The organism is Achromobacter spanius (assembly GCF_002966795.1).
In the GTDB taxonomy this organism is placed as follows: domain Bacteria; phylum Pseudomonadota; class Gammaproteobacteria; order Burkholderiales; family Burkholderiaceae_B; genus Achromobacter; species Achromobacter spanius_D.
In genome coordinates, this window is the sequence record NZ_CP023270.1 from 1136331 (window position 1) to 1150686 (window position 14356).

14 protein-coding genes and 1 tRNA gene are annotated in these 14356 nt (G+C 63.8%); 9 read left to right on the top strand and 6 right to left on the bottom strand.

The genetic code is table 11. The annotated features are described in order from the left end of the window. Window positions 1–85: 85 nt before the first annotated feature. Window positions 86–161: transfer RNA gene (locus tag CLM73_RS05065), tRNA-Gly, on the bottom strand. 205 nt (window positions 162–366) lie between these two features. Between CLM73_RS05065 and murB the strand changes: the two genes are divergently transcribed. Beyond that, window positions 367–1410, top strand: a complete 1044-nt coding sequence (murB, locus tag CLM73_RS05070) for a UDP-N-acetylmuramate dehydrogenase (protein ID WP_105237573.1) — start codon at window positions 367–369, stop codon at window positions 1408–1410. Window positions 1411–1532: 122 nt separating this feature from the next. Here the strand turns inward: murB and dapB are convergent, their stop codons facing one another. Beyond that, window positions 1533–2324: a 4-hydroxy-tetrahydrodipicolinate reductase gene (gene dapB, locus CLM73_RS05075; protein WP_105237574.1), complete on the bottom strand. Its 792-nt coding sequence runs from the start codon at window positions 2322–2324 to the stop codon at window positions 1533–1535. Between the two features lie 15 nt (window positions 2325–2339). Next, window positions 2340–2885: an outer membrane protein assembly factor BamE gene (locus tag CLM73_RS05080; protein ID WP_105237575.1), complete on the bottom strand. Its 546-nt coding sequence runs from the start codon at window positions 2883–2885 to the stop codon at window positions 2340–2342. A gap of 154 nt (window positions 2886–3039) precedes the next feature. On the opposite strand from CLM73_RS05080, the gene fur reads away from it, so the two are divergent. Then, window positions 3040–3459: a ferric iron uptake transcriptional regulator gene (fur, locus tag CLM73_RS05085; protein ID WP_056568752.1), complete on the top strand. Its 420-nt coding sequence runs from the start codon at window positions 3040–3042 to the stop codon at window positions 3457–3459. 132 nt (window positions 3460–3591) lie between these two features. On the opposite strand, the gene recN is transcribed toward fur, so the two are convergent. Further along, complete coding sequence (gene recN / locus CLM73_RS05090) at window positions 3592–5253, bottom strand: DNA repair protein RecN (protein ID WP_105237576.1); 1662 nt, start codon at window positions 5251–5253, stop codon at window positions 3592–3594. A 13-nt stretch (window positions 5254–5266) separates the two neighbouring features. Continuing rightward, on the bottom strand, window positions 5267–6166 hold the full coding sequence (locus CLM73_RS05095; protein WP_105237577.1) for an NAD kinase: 900 nt from the start codon (window positions 6164–6166) through the stop codon (window positions 5267–5269). A gap of 141 nt (window positions 6167–6307) precedes the next feature. Between CLM73_RS05095 and hrcA the strand changes: the two genes are divergently transcribed. The 7 genes from hrcA (at window position 6308) to dnaJ (ending at window position 13053) form a co-directional block, all read left to right on the top strand. Then, window positions 6308–7312, top strand: a complete 1005-nt coding sequence (gene hrcA / locus CLM73_RS05100; RefSeq protein WP_056568743.1) for a heat-inducible transcriptional repressor HrcA — start codon at window positions 6308–6310, stop codon at window positions 7310–7312. A 45-nt stretch (window positions 7313–7357) separates the two neighbouring features. After that, window positions 7358–8473, top strand: coding sequence for a ferrochelatase (gene hemH / locus CLM73_RS05105; RefSeq protein WP_105237578.1), 1116 nt, complete (start codon window positions 7358–7360; stop codon window positions 8471–8473). After that, window positions 8463–8699 (top strand): hypothetical protein, encoded by a 237-nt coding sequence (locus tag CLM73_RS05110; RefSeq protein WP_105237579.1) that lies wholly within the window; start codon window positions 8463–8465, stop codon window positions 8697–8699. Before hemH ends, CLM73_RS05110 begins: the two co-directional genes overlap by 11 nt. A gap of 127 nt (window positions 8700–8826) precedes the next feature. Further along, entirely contained in the window at window positions 8827–9384 is a 558-nt protein-coding gene (gene grpE / locus CLM73_RS05115) for a nucleotide exchange factor GrpE (protein WP_056568733.1), read from the top strand. A 14-nt stretch (window positions 9385–9398) separates the two neighbouring features. Then, window positions 9399–9803, top strand: a complete 405-nt coding sequence (locus tag CLM73_RS05120) for a thioredoxin family protein (RefSeq protein WP_105237580.1) — start codon at window positions 9399–9401, stop codon at window positions 9801–9803. An 84-nt stretch (window positions 9804–9887) separates the two neighbouring features. After that, entirely contained in the window at window positions 9888–11813 is a 1926-nt protein-coding gene (dnaK, locus tag CLM73_RS05125) for a molecular chaperone DnaK (RefSeq protein ID WP_105237581.1), read from the top strand. 109 nt (window positions 11814–11922) lie between these two features. Further along, window positions 11923–13053, top strand: a complete 1131-nt coding sequence (gene dnaJ, locus CLM73_RS05130; RefSeq protein WP_105237582.1) for a molecular chaperone DnaJ — start codon at window positions 11923–11925, stop codon at window positions 13051–13053. A 130-nt stretch (window positions 13054–13183) separates the two neighbouring features. On the opposite strand, the gene CLM73_RS05135 is transcribed toward dnaJ, so the two are convergent. After that, window positions 13184–13465 carry a DUF4148 domain-containing protein gene (locus CLM73_RS05135; protein WP_105237583.1) on the bottom strand — a complete coding sequence of 94 codons (282 nt, stop codon included), beginning with the start codon at window positions 13463–13465 and terminating at the stop codon, window positions 13184–13186. Window positions 13466–14356 lie beyond the last annotated feature (891 nt).

Consider the following 14356-nt stretch of genomic DNA (forward strand, 5'->3'; position numbering starts at 1 on the left):
ACTTGGCCTTCAGGCATGAAAAAAGGGCCTTTCGGCCCTTGCTTTCAACGAACTGCAGCATTGGAAAATGCTGCAGATCAAAATCTGGAGCGGGAGACGAGTCTCGAACTCGCGACCTCAACCTTGGCAAGGTTGCGCTCTACCAACTGAGCTACTCCCGCATTGGTTCCGCAAACTTCTCAGAACCGCTTTTCTTATTCACTCTGATCAACTTGGTTATCGATCAGAAGGCGCGCAGTCTAGCACGATTTTTTGAGCTTGTCCTGTGCCGGTCTGGCTGGCTGCGATTTGAAGTTCAAATCGGGTCAAGCACTCAATCAAGTAAACTGAGCGAAGACAGAAACTATAGCACACCACGTTGCACCCATGTCAAATTCCTTCGACGGACCCGCGCCCGATTCCTTGTGTCCGGCCGCGCAGGACCTCACTTGCCTGAACACGCTGGGACTCGCATCCCGGGCCGACGCGTTCGTCGCGCTGCGCGATCCCGCGCAATTGCCTGCCTTGTCGGCGCTCGCGCAAGCGGCGCCGTCGCTGCTGGTGCTGGGCGGCGGCAGCAACGTGGTGCTGCCCGAGCGCGTGCCGGGTCTGGTCGCTCGCGTGGCTTTTCAGGGGGTCCGCCTGCTGGAGGCGCGGCCGGACGCGTGGATCGTCGAGGCGGCGGGCGGCGAGAACTGGCACGGGTTCGTGTCGGCGTGCGTGGCGCAGGGGTGGGATGGCCTGGAAAACCTGGCATTGATTCCCGGTACGGTGGGCGCCTCGCCCGTGCAGAACATCGGTGCGTACGGCGTCGAGCTGCAGGAACGCTTCCATGGCCTGACGGCGTGGGATGTGCGCAAGGCGCGCTTTGTTGAGATGCAGGCGGCCGATTGCCGGTTTTCGTACCGCGACAGCACGTTCAAGCATGACGAGCCCGGCCGTTGGATCATCGTGAGCGTGCGCTTTGCGTTGCCTCGGCCCTGGCGGCCGGTGCTGGAGTATCCCGATCTGCAACGTCATGCGCGGCTGGCGGCCGGATCGCCCAGCGCGCGCGACGTGTTCGAGGCGGTCTGCGAGATCCGGCGCGCCAAGCTGCCGGACCCCACCGTCACCGGCAATGCGGGCAGCTTCTTCAAGAATCCTATCGTGCCGGCTGCGCAGCGCGATGCGCTGACGGCGCGCTTTCCCGGCCTGGTGTCGTATGCACAGGCCGATGGCCGCTACAAGCTGGCTGCCGGCTGGCTGATCGACCAATGCGGCTGGAAGGGCAAGGCGCTGGGCGCAGCTGGCGTGCACGATCGCCAGGCGCTCGTGCTGATCAACCGCGGCGGCGCCACGGCTGCGGACATCATGGGCCTGGCGCGCGCAGTGCAGGACGCCGTGGCTGACCGTTATGGCGTGCGGCTGGAGCCCGAGCCTGTCGTGGTGTGACCGGTCGCGCCTGGCCGGCCGCGCCTGGCCGGCCGCGCCTGGCCGGCCGCGTCAAGAGAGCGGCAGGAACACGGCACAAAAAAAGGACCCCGAGGGGTCCTTTTTTTGCGCTGGGGATCGGATCAGAGGCCCAGCACGGACTGCATGTCGTACAGGCCGTTGGTCTTGCCTTCCAGGAAGCGTGCGGCGCGCAGTGCGCCTTCCGCATAGGTCGCGCGGCTGGACGAGCGGTGCGTGATCTCGATGCGCTCGCCGATGCCGCAGAACGACACGGTGTGGTCGCCGACGATGTCGCCGCCGCGCAGCACCGAAAAGCCGATGGTGCCGGGTTTGCGCACGCCGGTGTCGCCGTGGCGGCTCCAGGTGGCGACGTCGGGCAGCGCGACGTCCCAGGCGGACGCAATCGTTTCGCCCATCTTCAGAGCGGTGCCCGACGGCGCATCAACCTTGTTGCGATGATGCGCTTCGAACACTTCGACGTCATAGCCGGCGTTCAGGATGCGGGCCGCCATGTCCAGCAGCTTGAGCGTGGCGTTGACGCCCACGCTCATGTTGGGGGCGAACACGATGGCCGTCTTTTGCGCAGCGACTTCGATCGCGGCGCGGCCATTGTCGTCAAAGCCAGTGGTGCCGACGACGGCCTTCACGCCATGCTTGACGCAGGCTTCCAGGTGCTTGAGCGTGCCTTCGGGGCGGGTGAAGTCGATCAGGCAATCGGCGCTGGCGAGGGCGTCCAGATCGTCCGTGATGGCCACGCCCGTCTGCTTGCCCAGCGTGGCGCCGGCATCGCGGCCCAGCGAGGCGGAGCCCTGGTGTTCCAGCGCGACGGTCAGTTCCAGGCCATCGGCCTTGAGAATGGCCTCGATCAACATCTGGCCCATGCGGCCGTTGGCGCCGGCAATAGCAATACGCATAAAAAGTCCTTGGATTTAAAGCAGCGGCTCGGGCGCGTTGCCCGGCTGGCCCGGGTACTGATTGAGCGGGCTGACGGGCGCATCGGCGTCGCGCTTCTGCTCGTCCTGCTCGTCCTGCTCTTCCTTGACGCGGGTTTCGTCCTGATCCAGGCGCTTGTCTGTCTTTTCGTCGGACATGGCGTCCGGCGTGTTGATCTGGTAGGGCTGCAGGTCAGGCTGCTTGTCGCCTTCCCAGCGCACGAGGCGGTCGTTTTCGAACCAGACGGTGAACTTGCGCTCTTGCGAGGCGCCGTACCCGGGCTTGAAATAGTACGGGTAATCCCAGCGGTTGGCGTGCAGCACGCTGGTGAGGGTGGGGCTGCCGAGCGCGAAGCGGACTTGTTCGCGGGTCATGCCGGGCTGGAGCAATGCGACCTGTTCCTGCGTGATCCAGTTACCCTGCTGGACCGGGGCTTTGTACGGGAAGCCCCATTTGTTCGAGGTGCAGCCCGCCAAGGCGACGGCCAGGGCGGCGACGGCCAAACCGGTCTTCAGAGAGCGGGAGGGAATACGTGCAAACATGGACACTACGCGCCCCTATTATTTGGAAGCAAGCAAAACCGTTATCATAAAGGTTTCATAAGGATAGTTCCGCGAGGCGGCATGAATTCGGCGAGCCGGCTTGCGGTGACCCCAGTCCTTGCCCATGCCAACGCGGACGGAGAGCGATTACACCATGAGCGACCAAAGCGAACTGAAAAACATGGGTTTGAAGGCGACTTTTCCTCGCCTGAAGATTCTTGATATTTTCCGCAAATCGGGTGAACGGCACCTGAGCGCCGAAGACGTCTACCGCGCCCTCATCGGCGAAAACGTCGAAATCGGCCTGGCTACCGTCTACCGCGTGCTGACCCAGTTCGAGCAAGCCGGCATTCTGGCACGCAGCCAATTCGACAGCGGCAAGGCCGTTTTCGAGCTGAATGACGGCGATCACCACGACCACCTCATCTGCACCAATTGCGGCAAGGTTGTCGAGTTCTCGGATCCCGAGATCGAAAAGCGCCAGCAGAAGATCGCCAAAGACAATTCCTTCGCGCTGGAAAGCCACGCGATGGTGCTGTACGGCGTCTGCGGCAGCTGCCTCAAGGGCCGTTAAGCCCGGATTGGCAGGCGAAGCGGCCGGCCCGTCCGGCTGCTTAGCCGAAAAATAAAGCCCCTTCAATATGAAGGGGCTTTTTGCGTTTTGCTGTGGAGCATCGGTCCGTCGATGCGCCACGCGGCGCCGGACTCAGGACGCGGTCTGCCCGAAGCCTTCCAGCATTTCGCGCGCGTGTTCCCGGGTGGTGGCGGTAAGCGTCATGCCGCCCAGCATCCGGGCAATTTCCTCGACGCGGGCTGGGGCGTCCAGCGGCTCGATGCTGGATCGCGTGGTGCCGCGCGATTCGGCCTTGCTGACCAGGAACTGGTTGTTGGCGCAGGCCGCGACCTGGGGCAGGTGAGTGACGCACAGGACCTGATGGCGTTCGCCCAGTTCGCGCAGCAGCTTGCCGACGGATTCGGCGACTGCGCCGCCCACGCCGCTGTCGACTTCGTCGAAGATCAGCGTGGGGACGCGCGCCGCGCGGCTGGCGATGACCGACAGCGCCAGCGAGATGCGGGACAGTTCGCCGCCGGAGGCGACTTTGGCCAGCGGACGCGGGGTGGTGCCGGCGTGGCCGGCCACCAGGAATTCGACCTGTTCGCTGCCGTGCGCGGAGGGCGCGGACGGCGCAAGCGTCGGTTCGAAGCGGCCGCCCTGCATCGCAAGCGTCTGCATGGCCTGCGTGACCTGCTTGCCCAGATCCTTGGCGACCTTGCGGCGCGCGGTCGTGAGCTTGGCGGCGGCGGTGTCGTATTGCGCCTGCGCCGCGGCCGCCTGGGCGCGCAGCGCGTCGATGTCGCCGGCGGCCTGCAGGGCCGCCAGCTCCGAATGCAGGGATTCCCGCAATTGGCACAACGCATCGGGTTCGATGCGGAACTTGCGGGCGGTCTCGAACACCAGCCCAAGACGTGCTTCCACGTCCGCAAGCCGCTTCGGGTCGAGTTCGACCCGGCTGACATAGTTGTTCAGGTCGGACACGGCCTCGCTGATGGCGATGCGGGCCGATTCCAGTTCGTCGTGGACACCCTTCAAGCCCGGATCGTGCCGCAGCATCTGCTGCAGGCGCTGGTTCGCGGCGGTCAACCGGTGATGCGCCGAGTCGCCTTCGCCGTCCAGCGTTTCAAGGATCTGCGAGGCCCCGTCCAGCAGCGATTGCGAATGCGACAGGCGCGTGTGCTCGGATTGCAGGGCTTCCCATTCGTCCGGCCCGAGGTTGAGCTGGTCGAGCTCATTGACCCGCCATTGCAGGCTTTCGCGTTCCGATGCCAGGCTTTCGGCGTCTTTTTCGGCGGATTCCAATTGGCGTGCCAGGGCGCGCCATTGCTTCCATGCCTGGCCGACCGCCTGGCGAAGATCGCCATGGCCGCCGTGCGCGTCCAGAAGGTCGCGCTGGGCGTCGGGACGCATCAGGCTCTGGTGCGCGTGCTGACCGTGGATGTCGACCAGGCTGTCGCCGAGTTCGCGCAGTTGCGCCACCGTGGCTGGCGTGCCATTGATGTAGGCGCGGCTGCGGCCTTGCGCGTCGATGACTCGCCGCAGCGAGAGTTCGTCGTCGGCGTCGATTTCGCGTTCGGCCAACCATGCATGCAGGGCCTTCGGGGTGTCGAACACGGCGGTGATGTCGGCGCGAGCCGCGCCTTCGCGCAACATGCTGGCGTCGCCGCGCTCGCCAAGGGTGAGCGCCAGCGCATCGACCAGGATGGATTTGCCGGCGCCGGTTTCTCCCGAAAAGACGGTGAAGCCAGGACCGAAATGGATCTCGGTCTGTTCGACGATGACGAAGTCGCGGATATGCAGGGTGCGCAGCATGTCGGGGCGCTAATTACTCTACGTTGTCGGAGGCTTCGGGCATCAGGTTCCAGTGCAGCTTGCGGCGCAGAGTGGAGAAGAAGCTGTAGCCTTCGGGATGCACGAATCGGATGGTATAGGGCGCGCGCTGCACGACGATGCGGTCGCCCGGTTGCAGATCGGACCAGGTCTGCATGTCGAAGTGCACGCTGGCGCCGACTTCGACGCGGCCCATGGCCGTGAGCGTCATGTTGAGCACGCCGGTGTCCGGGATGACGATGGGGCGGTTTGAGAGCGTTTGCGGCGCCACCGGCACCAGCACCATGGCGTTCATGCCCGGATGCAGGATGGGGCCGTTGGCCGACAGCGCGTAGGCGGTGGACCCGGTGGGCGTGGCGATGATAAGGCCGTCGGCGCGCTGGGTGTACATGAACGCGCCGTCCAGTTCGACCCGGACCTCGATCATGCCGCCGCGGCCCGCGCGGTTCAGGACCACGTCGTTCAGCGCCGATGCGGAGTACATCTTCTGGTCGCCGCGCCACACGCTGCCTTCGAGCAGCATGCGGTCTTCGATCTGGAAGCTGCCTTCGAGCACCCGCGCCAGCGCGGCATGTGCGTCCTGCAGTGCGATGTCGGTGATGAAACCCAGGCGCCCGTGGTTGATGCCGACCAGCGGCATGCCGTAGGGCGCGAGATGGCGGCTGGCGCCCAGCACGGTGCCGTCGCCGCCCATGACCACGGCCAGCGAGGCGGTCTTGCCGATTTCCTCGAGGGTGGCGATGGGGTATTCGGTCAGCCCGGTATTGCGCGCCGTGTCCGCGTCGATCAGCACATGCCGGCCCGCCTGCGTCAGCGCGTGCGCAAGTGCTCTCAGCGGTGTGTCCAGGCCGGTGTCCTGGTATCTGCCGATCAGGGCGACGGTGGGAAAGTGCATGGCTGCGTACAAATGAAAAAGGGCAAAACCGCAAAGCTGAATGTGCCCAGGATGGGCCAATTAGCCGATTATATGGGGCCGTATATCTGGTTGCGGGACAAAAATCGCCCCAACCGAAAAAGATTCCCTAAAATAGCCGCTATGGATGACCGCGCACGCGCATTATTGAAAGCGTTGATAGAACGCTACATCGCCGATGGGCAGCCAGTCGGCTCGCGGACGCTATCTAAAGTCTTTGACTTGTCCCCAGCCACCATCCGCAACGTCATGGCGGACCTTGAAGAGCTGGGGCTGATTCATAGTCCGCATACTTCCGCCGGCCGTGTACCCACGCCGCGCGGTTACCGCATGTTCGTCGATTCGCTGCTGGCGGTGCAGTCGTACCAGCTTCAGCCGCACAACATGGGCGAAATGCTGTCGGCCGCCGAACCCACCCGTGCCGTCAACGCGGCTGCGGCGTTGCTGTCGAACCTGACGCAGTTCGCGGGCGTGGTGCTCACGCCCAAGCGGGCCCAGGTGTTCCGCCAGATCGAATTCATCCGCCTGTCCGACAAGCGCGTCCTGCTGATCATCGTCACGCCCGATGGCGACGTCCAGAACCGCATTCTTTTCGTCCAGCGGGATTACGCCGAATCCGAACTGCTGGAAGCGGGCAACTTCTTCAACATGCACTTCGCCGGCAAGTCCTTCAATGCCGTGCGGCAGACGCTGTCGACCGAGCTGGCGCAGTTGCGCGAAGACATCTCGCGCCTCATGCAGGCCGCGGTCGAGGCCAGTGCCGAAGCCGCCGAAGACGGCGACGCCGTGGTCATTTCCGGCGAGCGCAAGCTGCTGGACGTGACCGACATCGCGTCCGACATGGATCGGCTGCGCAAGATGTTTTCGCTGTTCGAGAAAAAGACCGATCTGCTGCAGTTGCTGGATGTCTCCAGCCGGGCGCAGGGCGTGCAGATCTACATCGGTGGCGATTCGCAACTGGTGCCCCTGGAAGACGTTTCCGTCATCACCGCGCCGTACGGCGTGGACGGCAAGGTGGTGGGCACCCTGGGCGTCATCGGTCCGACCCGCATGGCCTACGAGCGCGTCATACCCATCGTGGACATCACGGCGCGCCTGCTGTCCAACGCCCTCAGCCACAACCAGTAGTCCCATTCAAAGCTACATCCTCCTTGCGGAGGAAGGGGAGTTTTTGTGTTTCTTCGCCTGTTCAAGTATCTCTGGCCTGAGCGCTACCTTCCTGAACCCGAGCAAGAAGACCCCTTCAACGAAGATCCGCCGCCGCGCGTGCCCGGCAAGGTCGGCGTGCTGCTGGTGAACCTGGGCACGCCCGATACGCCGACGGCCAAGGACATCCGCAAGTATCTGGGCGAATTCCTTTCCGACCCGCGCGTCATCGAGATCCCGCGCTATCTCTGGAAGCCCATCCTGCACGGAATGGTGCTCACGCGCCGCCCCAAGCGGCTCGAACCCCGCTACGCCGGCATCTGGATGAAGGAAGGTTCGCCCCTGATGGTCTACAGCCAGCGGCAGACCGACGGCGTGCGCGCCGCCCTGCAGGCGGCCGGGGTGGATGCCGCGGTCGAACTGGGCATGCGCTATGGCAATCCCTCCATCCCGCAAGCCATCTCGAACCTGCGCAAGCAAGGCTGCGAGCGCATCCTGACGGTCCCCCTGTATCCGCAGTACGCCGCCAGCACCACCGCCACGGTCGTGGATGCGGTCACCCGCTACATGGGCAAGCTGCGCGACCAGCCGGAAATGCGCTTCATCAAGCGCTTCCACGACGACCCCGCCTACCTGGACCCGCTGGCCGCCCGCATCGAGCGCTATTGGACCGAACACGGCAAGCCCCAGAAGCTCGTCATGAGCTTTCATGGCCTGCCGCGTTACTCCATCGAGCTGGGCGACCCCTACTACCGCGACTGCATGGAAACGGCCCGGCTTCTGGCCCAGCGCCTTTCGCTACCGCGCGACCAGATCGAAGTGACCTTCCAAAGCCGCTTCGGCACCGCCCGCTGGCTGGAGCCGTACACCGAGCCGACGCTGAAGGCACTAGCCGCCTCGGGTGTCACCGAGGTCGATGTGGTGTGCCCGGGATTTGTGGCAGACTGTCTCGAAACCCTGGAAGAAATCAGCCTGGAATGCCGCGACGCCTTTCTGGAGGCCGGTGGCAAGCAGTTCCGTTACATTCCTGCCATCAACGACGATCCGGCCTGGATCGCGGGGTTGTCGGGGCTGGTGGAACGATACTTGCAGGGGTGGGTTCCAGACACCACGGACTTGAAGGAGAAGGCGCATGCACCATGATCCCAAGACTGGCGAAACGGTCAAGAAGGGCAAAGTCAGCACTCCCGTCGACGAGGACCGCGTCGAGCACGACCTGGATGAGGCCCTGGCCGACACGTTTCCGGCCAGCGATCCGGTCGCAATTCCCTCCGATCCGGATGCCGACGACAAGCGCGTGGACCGCGCCCTGAAGGAAAGTTTCCCCGCCAGCGACCCCGTGGCTCCCGCGCAGCCGAGCAAAAAGTAGGCAAACCGCCGCCCGGTGCCCGGCCGTGGCGCCGGGCCTTGGGGAATATTTCGCTTAACCGGGCTTGAATTAGGGGTATTGGCCCCCATTCATGTCTCCGAAAGCCATTCTTTTTGGAGGATTCCCCATGACGGCACCCCACGAGCCTGCTGACCAGGCGCCCGAAGTCGGCCAGAACGCCGATGCGGCACCCGCCGCCCAGGACGCCGCGCAGGCCGAGCTGAACGAGTTGCGCGCCCAATTGGACGCCGCCCAGGCTACCGTCAACGAGCAGCACGACCAGCTTCTGCGTGTGCAAGCCGAAGCCGAAAACGTGCGCCGCCGCGCCCAGGAAGAAGTGTCCAAGGCGCGCAAGTTCGGCATCGAGTCGTTCGCCGAAAGCCTGGTTCCGGTCAAGGACAGCCTGGAAGCTGCCCTGGCCCAGCCCGATCAGACGGTCGAAACCCTGCGCGAAGGCGTCGAAGTCACCCTCAAGCAGCTGGCCGCCGCCTTCGAGCGCAACCTGCTCAAGGAAATCGCGCCGGCGCAGGGCGACAAGTTCGATCCGCACCAGCACCAGGCCATTTCGTCCATTCCCCACGAGCAGCCCGCCAACACGGTGGTGCAACTGCTGCAGAAGGGCTATGTGATCGCCGACCGCACCCTGCGCCCTGCGCTGGTGATCGTCTCGGCCGGCCAGGGCTGAACCGCCGTCCCGCCATGACCGACCCGCGCTTCGACCCGGCCCAGGTATTCCAGGTGTTCGGCATGCGCCATGTCGACACCGCGGGATTCGACGCGGCCGTGGTGCAGGCGCCCGGGGCGGACCTGCGCTGCGTCTTCCTGTGGGGCCAGGATTGCTACAACTGCAATCTGTTCAAGCAGGCGGCGCTGCTGCACCAGGAAACGCTGGTGGGGCTAGGCCTTACGTGGTTCGAGGCCGATGTCTACGCGGACGAACCGCTGGGCCGCCGGTTCTCGTTGCATGGCGTCCCCACTTTTGTGCTGTACCGGTCCGGCAAGCGCCTTGGGCGCATCACCGGCTGGCCCGGATTGCCCCAGTTCACGGCGGCGATCCACCGCCTGCAGGACCCGGGCCCGGAAATTTCCAGCCCGGCGTCTTGAAAAACCCCACGGGCAGCCCCAGTTACGGGGAGACAAGCAGTTTTCCCCAAATTTCCACAGATTTAATAATCAAGGTAACCCACCATGAGCAAGATTATTGGCATTGACCTGGGAACGACCAACAGCTGCGTGGCTGTCATGGACGGCGGGCAGGTCAAGATCATCGAAAACGCGGAAGGTGCTCGCACCACCCCCTCCATCGTTGCGTACATGGATGACGGCGAGACCCTGGTCGGCGCGTCTGCCAAGCGCCAGGCCGTGACCAACCCGCGCAACACGCTGTACGCCGTGAAGCGCCTGATCGGTCGCAAGTTCGAAGAAAAGGCTGTGCAGAAGGATATCAACCTGATGCCCTACGCCATCGTCAAGGCCGACAACGGCGACGCCTGGGTTGAAGTGCGCGGCAAGAAGATGGCGCCTCCCCAAGTGTCGGCCGACGTGCTGCGCAAGATGAAGAAGACCGCCGAGGACTACCTGGGCGAAGAAGTGACCGAGGCCGTCATCACCGTGCCCGCCTACTTCAACGACAGCCAGCGCCAGGCCACCAAGGACGCCGGCCGCATCGCGGGCCTGGAAGTCAAGCGCATCATCAACGAACCCACCGCCGCGGCGCTGGCGTTCGGCCTGGACAAGACCGAAAAGGGCGATCGCAAGATCGCCGTCTATGACCTGGGCGGCGGCACGTTCGACGTGTCCATCATCGAAATCGCTGATGTGGACGGCGAAAAGCAGTTCGAAGTGCTGTCGACCAACGGCGACACCTTCCTGGGCGGCGAAGACTTCGACCAGCGCATCATCGACTACATCATTGCCGAGTTCAAGAAGGAACAAGGCGTTGATCTGTCCAAGGACGTGCTGGCCCTGCAACGCCTGAAGGAAGCGGCTGAAAAGGCCAAGATCGAACTGTCGTCCACCCAGCAGACCGAAATCAACCTGCCGTACATCACGGCCGACGCTTCCGGTCCCAAGCACTTGAACCTGAAGGTCACGCGCGCCAAGCTGGAAGCGCTGGTCGAAGAACTGATCGAACGCACGATCGAACCCTGCCGCGTCGCCATCAAGGACGCCGGCGTCAAGGTTTCCGACATCGACGACGTGATCCTGGTCGGCGGCATGACCCGCATGCCCAAGGTTCAGGAAAAGGTGAAGGAATTCTTCGGCAAGGATCCGCGCAAGGACGTGAACCCCGATGAAGCTGTCGCCGCTGGCGCCGCCATCCAGGGCTCCGTGCTGTCGGGCGACCGCAAGGACGTGCTGCTGCTGGACGTCACGCCGTTGTCCCTGGGTATCGAAACCCTGGGCGGCGTCATGACCAAGATGATCCAGAAGAACACCACGATCCCGACCCGGTTCTCGCAGACGTTCTCGACGGCCGACGACAACCAGCCGGCCGTGACGATCAAGGTGTTCCAGGGCGAGCGCGAAATCGCCGCGGGCAACAAGGCCCTGGGCGAGTTCAACCTTGAAGGGATCCCGCCGTCGCCGCGTGGCATGCCGCAGATCGAAGTCACGTTTGACATCGACGCCAACGGCATCCTGCACGTGTCCGCCAAGGACAAGGGCACCGGCAAGGAAAACAAGATCACCATCAAGGCCAACTCGGGTCTGTCGGAAGACGAGATCCAGCGCATGGTCAAGGATGCCGAGGCCAACGCCGAGGAAGATCACCGCGTCGCCGAACTGGCCCAGTCGCGCAACCAGGCCGACGCGCTGGTGCATGCCACCCGCAAGTCGTTGACCGAGTACGGCGACAAGCTCGAAGCGACCGAAAAGGAAAGCATCGAGGCCGCCATCAAGGACCTGGAAGAAACGCTGAAGGAAGGCGACAAGGCCGCGATCGACGCCAAGGTCGAAGCCCTGTCGACGGCATCGCAAAAGCTCGGCGAAAAGATGTACGCCGACATGCAGGCGCAGCAAGCCGCCGGCCAGCAGCAAGCGGCCGACAACGCGAAGCCGGTGGACGACAACGTCGTCGACGCCGACTTCAAGGAAGTCAAGCGCGACCAATAATGGCCGGGCACTGACCTGCCTTTGCCGCCCGGTAGCCGGAGAAATCCGCCTACCGGGCGTACTCATTCTGTAGCACTGAAAAGAAGGCTCGGTTTCGAGCCCACGGATCATGGCAAAACGCGACTATTACGAAATCCTGGGCGTGGCAAAAAACGCCTCGGATGACGATCTCAAGAAGGCCTATCGAAAGCTGGCCATGAAATACCATCCGGACCGCAATCCGGACAGCAAAGAGGCCGAAGAGAAGTTCAAGGAAGCCAAGGAAGCCTACGAGGTCCTGGGCGATGAACAAAAACGCGCCGCGTACGACCGCTACGGTCACGCCGGCGTCGACCCCAATGCCGCCGGCATGGGCGGCGCGGGCATGGGCGGCGGTTTTGCCGACGCGTTCGGCGACATCTTCGGCGAGATCTTCGGCGGCGCCGGTGGCGGCCGTCGTGGCGGCGGACCCCAGGTCTACCGCGGCGCCGACCTCAAGTACGCGCTGGAAATCACCCTGGAACAAGCGGCCGCCGGTTTCGACACCGAAATCCGCGTTCCCAGCTGGGAAAACTGCGACACCTGCCACGGCTCCGGCGCCAAGCCCGGCACTTCGCCCAAGACCTGCCGCACCTGCGGCGGCTCCGGCGCCGTGCGCATGCAGCAAGGCTTCTTCAGCGTTCAGCAGACCTGCCCCACCTGCCACGGCAACGGCAAGGAAATCACCGACCCCTGCCAGGCCTGCGACGGCGTCGGCCGCATCCGCCGCAACAAGACCCTCCAGGTCAAGATCCCGGCCGGCATCGACGACGGCATGCGCATCCGCTCCAGCGGCAATGGCGAACCGGGCATCAACGGCGGTCCTCCGGGCGATCTGTATGTGGAAATCCACATCAAGCAGCACAAGATCTTCCAGCGCGACGGCGATGACCTGCACTGCGAACTGACCATTCCGTTCACCACGGCGGCATTGGGCGGCGAACTCCAGGTCCCCACGTTGGGCGGCAAGGCAGAGATCTCCATCCCCGAAGGCACCCAATCCGGCAAGACCTTCCGCCTGCGTGGCAAGGGCATCCGCGGCGTGCGCGGCAGCTACCCGGGCGACCTGTACTGCCACGTCGTGGTGGAAACGCCCGTGCGCCTGAGCGACGACCAGAAGAACATCCTGCGTCAGTTCGAGGCTTCGCTGAACGACGGTGGCGATCGCCACTCGCCGCAAAGCAAATCCTGGACGGACCGCGTGAAGGAATTCTTCAGCTGATCAGTCCTCAGAGGATTGCGCTGCTGCCAGGCGCAAAAAAGCCGCGACGAGAGTCGCGGCTTTTTTTTACGCCAGGTGTGCTTGGCGCGCTTGGAACGTTATTAACGGATCACGCGGACCGACTAGCTGTTCAGCGGGCGGTCGGCGGATAGTCGAGTTCGCCGAAGGTGTACTCGCCGTTGGCCTTGGCTTGTTGAAGTTGAGCACGCACGTCTTGCTCGGTCAGATTGGAGGTTTGGGGCAGAGCGGCCGGATAGTCCAATTCGCCGAAAGTGTATTGGCCGCTGACCTTGGCTTCTTGCAGCTCGGCCGCGACCTGGGAGCGGGACTTGGAATGTTCAACGCCGGCTGCGTGCGCGCCGGCGCCGGCCAGGGCCAGGGAAACAAACAGCGTCGTGGCCAGGATTTTCATGAGTGGGACCTCCAGATTGTTTTAAGTGAGACCGAGCCCGGCTGCCTTCTTTCGTGGCCCATCTTTCGAATTTGATGGCCAGATGCAGCACGCCAAAATCTCGGCATAAACCCGCACGGCATGAAACCACCTTCCAACTTTCTGAGATATCGAAAGGCTTCTAAAAATTACGCATATGCGGGAATACACAGTCAGCAGGTCATCACAAGGACGCAACGCCAACCCTTGAATCCGCCCCAGCGCCCGAGGCCAAGCAACATCGCCAGCCTGGTGTGGTCATGGCGTCCGTTGCGCGGGGGGCGATAAGCCCTACGGAATCGGAAGGCGGTGACGAGGTCGAAGCAGGGGATTCCGGAGCGAAGGCTCCGGACCGCAATCGCGGCCCCGCGCGCCGGGTGCAACGGATTTTCGTAGGGGGCATCAGATCTTCGTAGGCCGCCCGACGCCGCGGTCCCCGTGGGCACGATCGCCCACGATTGCGGTCCGGAGCCTTCGCTCCGGACTTCCCCATCCTCATCCTCGTCCTCGCCTGCGGCGACTCCTACGGATTCCGTCGGGCGCATCGACGGCGCTCGCACCCACGGGGACCGCGACGCCGTGCTGCGAGAGTCTTTGGTATGTAGCGCTACAAGACCTGTGGTCAGGGCAGGAAATCTACGGGGCCGCCGGGTTGCTGCCGCCCGGGCGGCGGCAACCCAGCATCGGGCCGGTGGGTCGTCGTGACGATGGTCGCTTGCGCGCTGGTGACGTTTAGTTTGCTAATGGCTGCCGTCTTACGAATCTGCCGGTGTCTGACACCCTCGGGAGATGCTCTTGGTATGAAGCGAATCTCACCAGACATTATGGTCGCTCGTTAATCGGAAGGTGGCTCGTCTCCTGTATCGTGGATTG

Bases quoted from the DNA above. Each gene is read 5' to 3' on its own strand.
- murB (WP_105237573.1), top strand. From the start codon at position 367: ATGTCAAATTCCTTCGACGGACCCGCGCCCGATTCCTTGTGTCCGGCC.
- dapB (WP_105237574.1), bottom strand. From the start codon at position 2,324: ATGCGTATTGCTATTGCCGGCGCCAACGGCCGCATGGGCCAGATGTTG.
- CLM73_RS05080 (WP_105237575.1), bottom strand. From the start codon at position 2,885: ATGTTTGCACGTATTCCCTCCCGCTCTCTGAAGACCGGTTTGGCCGTC.
- fur (WP_056568752.1), top strand. From the start codon at position 3,040: ATGAGCGACCAAAGCGAACTGAAAAACATGGGTTTGAAGGCGACTTTT.
- recN (WP_105237576.1), bottom strand. From the start codon at position 5,253: ATGCTGCGCACCCTGCATATCCGCGACTTCGTCATCGTCGAACAGACC.
- CLM73_RS05095 (WP_105237577.1), bottom strand. From the start codon at position 6,166: ATGCACTTTCCCACCGTCGCCCTGATCGGCAGATACCAGGACACCGGC.
- hrcA (WP_056568743.1), top strand. From the start codon at position 6,308: ATGGATGACCGCGCACGCGCATTATTGAAAGCGTTGATAGAACGCTAC.
- CLM73_RS05110 (WP_105237579.1), top strand. From the start codon at position 8,463: ATGCACCATGATCCCAAGACTGGCGAAACGGTCAAGAAGGGCAAAGTC.
- grpE (WP_056568733.1), top strand. From the start codon at position 8,827: ATGACGGCACCCCACGAGCCTGCTGACCAGGCGCCCGAAGTCGGCCAG.
- CLM73_RS05120 (WP_105237580.1), top strand. From the start codon at position 9,399: ATGACCGACCCGCGCTTCGACCCGGCCCAGGTATTCCAGGTGTTCGGC.
- dnaK (WP_105237581.1), top strand. From the start codon at position 9,888: ATGAGCAAGATTATTGGCATTGACCTGGGAACGACCAACAGCTGCGTG.
- dnaJ (WP_105237582.1), top strand. From the start codon at position 11,923: ATGGCAAAACGCGACTATTACGAAATCCTGGGCGTGGCAAAAAACGCC.
- CLM73_RS05135 (WP_105237583.1), bottom strand. From the start codon at position 13,465: ATGAAAATCCTGGCCACGACGCTGTTTGTTTCCCTGGCCCTGGCCGGC.